The organism is Limnoraphis robusta CS-951 (assembly GCF_000972705.2).
Window position 1 is genome coordinate 1 of the sequence record NZ_LATL02000327.1, and the last position, 8,151, is coordinate 8,151.

Sequence of the window (8,151 nt, forward strand, 5' to 3'; positions counted from 1 at the left end):
GTATTGAGACTTGGAACCGTTTAATAACTTTGCTTCTCGTACAATCATGGTATAATTTTACCACACAACTCCCCGAATAACAATATTAATTGTTCGCTATCCATCCCCATGCCTAAAGGCTGGGGCTTTCCGCTCAACTTCGGTAATATAGCAGTATGGGAGGTATGAAGTACAGTGCAAGCGTCCTCGCTTCCTGGCATCTATAGCAATGTTACTTGATTTGTAAGAAGTATATCAATTTAAGCCCCCAGATTTTGGGGTTTGGGGGCAATGTAGTTTACAACTCATGCTTGATTGCTATATATAGAATTCTCTACTTACGATAGAGGGTGTTTGAGTCAGGAGACTGTAACTAATGATACGAAAACCCCTAACGGGTTAACTCAAATGTGTTACATTAGTTAAAGTTCGCTCGGACAAACCGCTTGATAAAAGTCTAAGGAAAGTATTAAGAATTGACTGATTGATGTATGTCTATGTTTAAAGAAAAGGGAAGTGATTTAAACGATCAAGAAACTTATCCCTGTCCGGTGTGTCGCTGCGGTCATCTTTCTAACATGGCTTTAATGGATGCCTTTAGTTGTGATGTCTGTCGCCATATTTTTACCATTCATCCCGAAAGACAACTGCTGAAAATGGTTGATCGCGAACCTCCGATCACCTGGCGATGGAATGGTCAAAATTGGCGAGGAGAACATATTGGAAATCTAGAATTAAGTTGGTTTTATTGGCTAGCAGCTTTGGCAATTGTGATTTTTCCGCCGACATTAATTGGATTATCTGCTGTTTTGTTTCCTCCGATTTCCAGTGGATTTTGGGCTTTATTTCCGTTCATTTGGACAGCAATTGCCTTTTTGTCTCATCTATTTTTAGTGTTGTGGCTAATGGCAGAAGCCTATCAATTTCCTCTAATTCTATATTTAAGAACTCGATGGCAACAGTTTAGATCATAAAATCAAATCTTCACCCAAATGGGTAAAATAAACCTCCTGAATTTGCAAATCGGGGTTCTGGGTTAACGTTTCTCGTAAACTGCCAAACAAAGCCAATTGTTCACAAGCAGAAAGGGAATTCAAAGTGCGACGAGAAGTCGTCGGAACTCGTAGATCAATTACCGCAATTTGATAGTCATGATCAACTTCCATTCGATAACCCAACGGTAACTCTAACTGTTGAATTTCTAACGTTTTCGCCACAGCCATTTCTAGCGCTTGATCAACGGGAACAGTCACTTGTTGAGAAATCAGACTCTCACATTGACTATCGACTCGATAAAGGGTTAAAGGCATCGTATTCGCAGGGGCGGTGGGCGCTTTCAAAACAGGAGAAGTTTCGAGGGGTTTTTCAGGGGGAGAATTTGAAGCTTGACTCGCTAAATTGACTGCGGGTTCAGAGGGTTGTGATGCTTCTGATGATACCGGAGACTCAGCTTGTAACTCTGTCGAAGTACAACTGCTTAAACTCAGCAGGATGAAGCTGGCGATCGCCAGGGTTAAAATCTTAGGGAAATGGTTCATCACAAATTCAGTCTCAGAAAACCTGTATTTGCAATTACGCATTCAACAGGACAAAATCAGAATTTTTAGAGAATTTAAAACACAAGATGCCAACTGTTGGTAAAATCAAGTGTTGGGTTGGCTGTGGAGAGGTTCCCAAAGAATATCTGTACAGTTAATCGGTTTATTCTCATGGGTATGGATTTCTAAAAATGGCTACTGCAACTTGGACTCGTCGCCACATTCTGTCCCTGGCTGATTTTTCTCCGGCTGAATACAACGCCATTTTACAAACAGCTTTAAGTTTTCGACAAGTCTTAAATAGTCGTACTAAAAAAGTCCCTGCTTTGCAAGGTCAAGTAGTGGCTAATTTATTTTTTGAAGCTTCGACTCGAACCCGTAATAGTTTTGAACTCGCCGCTAAACGATTATCAGCCGATACGCTTAATTTTGCACCGGGAACTTCATCTTTATCGAAGGGAGAAACGATTTTAGATACTGCTAAAACCTATTTAGCAATGGGAACAGATATGATGGTGATTCGTCATCAACAAGCAGGAGTTCCCCAAGCGATCGCATCAGAAATGGATCGTTTAAATACAAAGGTTGCTGTTTTAAATGCGGGAGATGGTCAACACGAACACCCCTCACAAGCGTTATTAGATTTATTAACAATTTGTCTATTATTAGACCCGGATAACCCGAGAATAGAATTATTAGAAGGGAAAAAAATTGCCATTGTTGGCGATATTTTGCATTCCCGAGTTGCAAGGTCGAATATTTGGAGTTTAACCGCTATTGATGCCGAATTACATTTAGTAAGTTCTCCGACATTATTACCCCAATATTTTCAATCTTTTGGGGAAGGAAGACCGGGTAAATTATTCTTACACTGGGAATTAGAACCTGCGTTAAAAGATGCTGATTTTGTGATGACACTCCGACTACAACGGGAACGCATGACCGAACATTTATTACCCAGTTTGCGAGAATATCATCAATATTATGGCATTACTCGCGATCGCCTCAAACTCTGCAAACCCGATGTGAAAATATTACATCCGGGTCCGGTTAATCGGGGTGTAGAATTAAGTTCAGAGTTAATGGATGATCCGCAATTTAGTTTGATTTCCCAACAAGTTACAAGCGGTGTTGCGGTGAGGATGGCGTTATTATATTTAATAGGAGGCGGAAAGCAAGAATAGTGATATCCTCCCAAGTTATAATAATGTAATCAAAGTCAAATTTACTTGCACGAATTGTCATGTTTGCCACCTCCCCAACTTATCATATTACCTGGGAAAAGTTGCCCGATGACTTTGTGCTTCCCGATGACCCTGTGGATAATATTAATCAACCCGCTTTGGCTGCGGCTTTAACCGAAAGTTTGCAGTTGGCAAAAAAACTCCCAGAAACGGCTCTTACTCCCACAAACTACGGTATTTGTGCCACGATTAATGGTAGAATTGTGGTCAAAGCTCCAGATTGGGCTTATATTCCTCGAATTACGGTTGAGCGCTCCGAAGTTGTTCGCAGTTATACCCCTCAATTACAGGGCGAAATTCCGGCGTTGGTGCTAGAGTTTTTATCGGATACGCCAGGGGGAGAATATTCAATCAAAGAAACCTATCCTCCGGGTAAATTTTACTTTTATGAACAAGTTTTAAAAGTGCCGAATTACGGTATTTTTGAGCCGGAAAATGGCGCGTTAGAATTGTATCGTTTTGGCGATAACGGACGGTATCAGCTTGAGTTGGCGAACGAACAAAATCGCTTTTGGATACCGGAAATGCAGCTTTTTTTGGGAGTTTGGGAAGGAAGCCGAGAAAACCGCCTGGGTTATTGGTTGCGTTGGTGGGATGAACAGGGTAATTTATTATTGTGGGGAAGCGAACGAGTTGAACGATTAGCCGCTCAATTGCGTGCTGCGGGAATTGAACCGGAAGTCTAATAGAAGTGATTAAATTTAAACGAAAAACCCATGAACACGAACATTGAACTCAACGAACAATTGGTTAAAGAAGCCTTGGAATTAACCCAATTTTCAACCGAAAAAGAAGTCATTGAGTTTGCTTTGCAAGAATTAATCCGCACCCGTAAAAAGCGGAAGAATTTACTGGATTTAAGCGGACAGATTGAATTTGCCACTGATAGGGAAAATACGACCGTTTCCAACAATATTTGTAACACATTAATCATCGGTAGAGGCGCTGCGTCCTTGCGTCCTACTCTATAGGTCTGTGTTCAGTATAAAGAAGACTAAAACAATTAGTACCGGGTTTTTATTGGCAATAACTGTTTACAGCAGAACCTATAGGTCGGTTAATTTTGCTATACTCCTTAATATGCCTAAAAAAGTTAGAGAATTGAAACAGATGTTGCAAAAGGCGGGATTTACGCTGTTACCTAAACGGGGAAAAGGTAGTCATTCCTACTGGATTCATCCTCTTTTATCAAATCCTATTGTCCTGTCAGGAAAAGATAGCAAAGATGCTAAACCTTATCAAGAAAAAGATGTAATAGCAGCACTAGAAGAAGTAAAACGGTTAGGGGATTAATTATGAAATATAGTATTTTAATTCAATGGTCAGAGGAAGATCAAGTCTATGTTGCAAGTTTACCTGAGTGGGGTAAATACGCTCGAACTCACGGGGAAACCTACGAAGAAGCACTTGAGAACGCTCAAGAAGTGTTAGAAGATTTAGTATATGCCTATCAACAAACTCAGAAACCCTTACCACAGCCGCAAACACTACAGTTAGCCTAAACGAAAAAACTATGAACACGAATATTGAACTCAACGAACAATTGGTTAAGGAAGCCTTGCAATTAACCCAATTTTCAACCGAAAAAGAAGTCATTGAGTTTGCTTTGCAAGAATTAATCCGCACCCGTAAAAAGCGGAAAAATTTACTGGATTTAAGCGGACAGATTGAATTTACAACTGATGGGAAAAATACAGAACCTTCTTTAAATTTAGCTTCGGCGATTGAGCAACGTTTTGCCCCTTTTGGAGAGTTTGAACTCCCAACTATTCCTAGAGAACCCCTCCGCGAACCTCCTAATTTTTAGAATGAAATATCTTCCGTGTAGCCCCTCTTTATCCCCCCTAGCCCCCCTTTGAAAGGGGGGAGTAAGAAGTTGGAAATCTCTTTTTATAACGGGGAATAAGAAGTTGGAAAGTTTCTCTTTCTAAGAGGGTCAAGAGAAATAAGAAGTAAAAAAGTCCCCCTTTTTAAGGGGGATTTAGGGGGATTTAAGCGATTAACTTAGGAATTAATTCTCAGATGAATTCTCAACCTCCCCAGAACCTTCCGACTTCAACTCCAACAAACGGTCTAAATTTTCCTGAGTTTGTTTTGTATCAGGATGGTCAACACCGAGAACTGTTTCTGCAATACTTAAAGCTTCTCGATAGAGGGGTTCGGCTTCTTCGTATTTGCCTTGGGAATAGTAGAGATATGCCAAATTGTTGAGGCTGGTTGCAACATAAGGATGCTGCTGTCCGAGTAACTGCCGTCTCATCTCCAATGCTTGTTGATAGAGGGGTTCGGCTTCTTCGTATTTGCCTTGGGAATAGTAGAGATATGCCAAATTGTGGAGGCTATTTGCCACATCGGGATGCTGTTGTCCTAATAACTTTTGTGTCATATCTAAAGCTTGTAGAAGGAGAGGTTCGGCCTGTTCGTATTTGCCTTGGGATGAGTAGAGTAATGCCAAATCGTTGAGAGTGATTGCCACACGAGGATGCTGCTGTCCGAATAGCTGCCGAAACATCTCCAATGCTTGTTGATAGAGGGGTTCGGCTTCTTCGTATTTGCCTTGGTCGCGGTAGAGTGATGCCAAATTGTTGAGGCTGCTTGCTACACGAGGATGCTGCTGTCCGAGTAACTGCCGTCTCATCTCCAATGCTTGTAGAAAGAGGGGTTCAGCCTGTTCGTATTTGCCTTGGGATTTGTAGAGTAATGCCAAATCGTTGAGGCTGAATGCAACATGAGGATGCTGCTGTCCGAGTAACTGCCGAAACATCTCCAATGCTTGTATAAAGATGGGTTCGGCTTCTTCGTATTTGCCTTGGGAACGGTAGAGTGATGCCAAATAATTGAGGCTGCTTGCTACACGAGGATGCTGCTGTCCGAGTAACTGCCGAAACATCTCCAATGCTTGTATAAAGATGGGTTCGGCTTCTTCGTATTTGCCTTGGAAATAGTAGAGTAATGCCAAATTGTTGAGGCTGCTTGCCACATCGGGATGCTGCTGTCCGAGTAACTGCCGTCTCATCTCCAATGCTTGTATAAAGAGGGGTTCGGCCTGTTCGTATTTGCCTTGGGAACGGTAGAGATTTGCCAAATTGTGGAGGCTATTTGCCACATCTGGATGCTGTTGTCCCAAACGATTTTGAGTAATATCAAGACAGTTTTCATACCAAGGTTCAGCTTGGCTGTAGAATCCCTGACCTTGATAAAATCGACCTAAACCAACAAACGGGTGAATTAAATCTTCATCCGTGAGGTAATCTGTGAGGTTTTCTGCCACTTCTTCGATATGGGAAATGGTCAGTGTTACCTTGAAAATATCATCCCGAGTCGGTGTCTCTGGAATCTCTTTGGCGACTGCTACAATAGCCTGACAAATACTTCGTTTCCATTCATCAACTTGTGACGGAAATTCTTCTAACTTGGTTTTCAGAAATTCTTGAATCAGGGGATGAAATTGATAGGTATTTTGTTCGACTCGTTGTAACAGACTCAGGTTCACCAGTTTATAATCTCGCCAATCTTCTAAATCTTCTTCATCGATTTCGGGAAAGCAGGACTCAACCAGCGACCAAGGAATCGGCGCCAACGCAAATAAACTCAAGCTACAGGCTAATTGTTGTTCTTCGGGTTTGAGTTCTTTCCAGCTTAACTCAAAGGCAGCTTTTACTCCTCGTTTTGCAGTCATTTCTTGAGAACTTTCGGGATTGAGTGAACGGTGTTCGAGTTTGAGTCTGTCTCGCATTTTAGCCAGCGATAAATCCGGCTTTTTATTCAGGTAGCGTCCGATTAATTCTAAGCCTAATGGTAAATACCCTAAATCTGCACAAAGGGTTTTAGCGGTTTCTAATTCGGTTTCTATTCTGTCTCCCACCAATGAGGTTAATAACTCCAAAGCTGCGGCTTCATCTAAAACGTTGAGTGCGAGTTCTTGAAAACCTATAAACCCTTGAATTAGAGTTGTGATTAACACTTTAAATCTGGGATTATTGGGCGGAAGATAGGGTTTAATCTTGTCATATTTATCAACATCATCAAAAATAACCAGAACGTTTCCTTCTGGGGGTTGCCAGTTCCGCCAACAGTATTGAACTTGTGTTTCTAAATTACTATTATCGGGCGGGTTGAGGTTGAGATAGGCTTTCCCAAAGTTAACAATTTCAATCCCAACATTGGTATCGAGTGCATTTAACCAACAAATCCCGCCTAAATAGGTTTTTTGTTGACAATGATAGATACTATATTGAAGGGCTAGTTCTGTTTTGCCAATTCCTCCCATTCCGGTAATTGAAGTAATGGCAATTCGTTCGGTTTCTTGCAGTTTTTCGTGTAAATTGGTGAGTTCGTTCTGTCGTCCAACAAATTTGACAACTCCACTATAGGGCAGATTTTGCGGGAAATCAATTGTAGAATTTTTGTTATCTTCTCTATCAGAAACCAGGATAATTTCTTCGGGGTTAATTTGTTCTCGGTGTATGAGTTCGGGAATCTTTGCTTCCGAGATTTGACTAACCATTAATACAGCTTTTGCTTGTGTGAAAGCCTGTTGAACTGAACGTTTAGCAGCAATTGCACCATAAAAAGTTGCCGCAAAATCAATAGCAGCTTGATCGTTAATCGCTGTATTCATGCCGATCACACAATCAATATATTCTGCGATCGCTTCAGCTATTATTTTAGAATAACAAGCATTCCAGACAACTACTTTAATATTATCTTGAGTAACGGTAGCAAATAATTCTTTAATTGCTTCTGTACTAACCGCTTGGGGTTGATCATATTTGTCGAGTAATATAATTTCACCTGTGTTGCTTCCATGACCACTAAAATGAACAATATGGGGTTTGTATTCGTTCAAATTTTGGATGAGTTCATCGAAGCGTACCGCCCAAGCTTGTTCAAATTCAAGATAGTCTCTATTTTGAGAAGCTTGTATTTTATTCTTAATTTCTCGTATTTCTTTACCCAGATCTAAGGGCTGAGTCTGTTTGGGGTTCGAGGCGAGGAACAACACTTTGATCGGGTTCATATTAGCTCGACTTCCCGTTAGGTTGACTTTGTTCTCGGTTTAGATAGCTTGAACTACTCTAGACCATCCTAATATGAAATTGAAAAAAAGTTAATCGATCCCCCTAAATCCCCCTTAAAAAGCGTTAGATCCCCCTAAATCCCCCTTAAAAAGCGTTAGATCCCCCTAAATCCCCCTTAAAAAGGGGGACTTTCAATACGCTCCTAACCTCCCAAACCTCCCTTAAAAAGGGAGGTGCCGCAGGCGGAGGGATCAAAGCGATCTTTTAATTTAAGAAATCAGTTCATCCCAGGGAACCTAACTAAACCTCTGGCCACAACCCCAACTTTAGATAAATCATAACCAATACTTATAATATCAGTGTTATTAG

9 protein-coding genes are annotated in these 8,151 nt (G+C 41.1%); 7 read left to right on the forward strand and 2 right to left on the reverse strand.

Annotation, left to right across the window (positions count from 1 at the left end; translation table 11 throughout):
* Window positions 1-476: 476 nt before the first annotated feature.
* A complete protein-coding gene (locus WN50_RS27445; RefSeq protein WP_053221608.1) occupies window positions 477-953 on the forward strand; it encodes a hypothetical protein in 477 nt (158 codons plus the stop codon).
* Here WN50_RS27445 and WN50_RS27450 read toward each other — a convergent pair.
* Window positions 948-1,517 carry a hypothetical protein gene (locus tag WN50_RS27450; protein WP_046279765.1) on the reverse strand — a complete coding sequence of 190 codons (570 nt, stop codon included), beginning with the start codon at window positions 1,515-1,517 and terminating at the stop codon, window positions 948-950. The two genes, WN50_RS27445 and WN50_RS27450, sit on opposite strands and share 6 nt — an antisense overlap.
* A 191-nt stretch (window positions 1,518-1,708) precedes the next feature.
* On the opposite strand from WN50_RS27450, the gene WN50_RS27455 reads away from it, so the two are divergent.
* The 6 genes from WN50_RS27455 to WN50_RS33580 all read left to right on the forward strand — a co-directional run bounded on the left by WN50_RS27455 (window position 1,709) and on the right by WN50_RS33580 (window position 4,568).
* Window positions 1,709-2,701, forward strand: a complete 993-nt coding sequence (locus WN50_RS27455; RefSeq protein WP_046279766.1) for an aspartate carbamoyltransferase catalytic subunit — start codon at window positions 1,709-1,711, stop codon at window positions 2,699-2,701.
* 59 nt (window positions 2,702-2,760) lie between these two features.
* A complete protein-coding gene (locus tag WN50_RS27460) occupies window positions 2,761-3,447 on the forward strand; it encodes a Uma2 family endonuclease (protein WP_046279767.1) in 687 nt (228 codons plus the stop codon).
* 30 nt (window positions 3,448-3,477) lie between these two features.
* Entirely contained in the window at window positions 3,478-3,732 is a 255-nt protein-coding gene (locus WN50_RS27465; RefSeq protein ID WP_046279768.1) for a type II toxin-antitoxin system VapB family antitoxin, read from the forward strand.
* A gap of 109 nt (window positions 3,733-3,841) precedes the next feature.
* Window positions 3,842-4,054: a type II toxin-antitoxin system HicA family toxin gene (locus WN50_RS27470; RefSeq protein ID WP_046279769.1), complete on the forward strand. Its 213-nt coding sequence runs from the start codon at window positions 3,842-3,844 to the stop codon at window positions 4,052-4,054.
* 2 nt (window positions 4,055-4,056) lie between these two features.
* Complete coding sequence (locus WN50_RS27475) at window positions 4,057-4,263, forward strand: type II toxin-antitoxin system HicB family antitoxin (RefSeq protein ID WP_046279770.1); 207 nt, start codon at window positions 4,057-4,059, stop codon at window positions 4,261-4,263.
* Window positions 4,264-4,274: 11 nt separating this feature from the next.
* Window positions 4,275-4,568, forward strand: a complete 294-nt coding sequence (locus WN50_RS33580; protein WP_046279771.1) for a type II toxin-antitoxin system VapB family antitoxin — start codon at window positions 4,275-4,277, stop codon at window positions 4,566-4,568.
* Between the two features lie 204 nt (window positions 4,569-4,772).
* On the opposite strand, the gene WN50_RS27485 is transcribed toward WN50_RS33580, so the two are convergent.
* Window positions 4,773-7,781: a tetratricopeptide repeat protein gene (locus WN50_RS27485; RefSeq protein WP_063847424.1), complete on the reverse strand. Its 3,009-nt coding sequence runs from the start codon at window positions 7,779-7,781 to the stop codon at window positions 4,773-4,775.
* Window positions 7,782-8,151 lie beyond the last annotated feature (370 nt).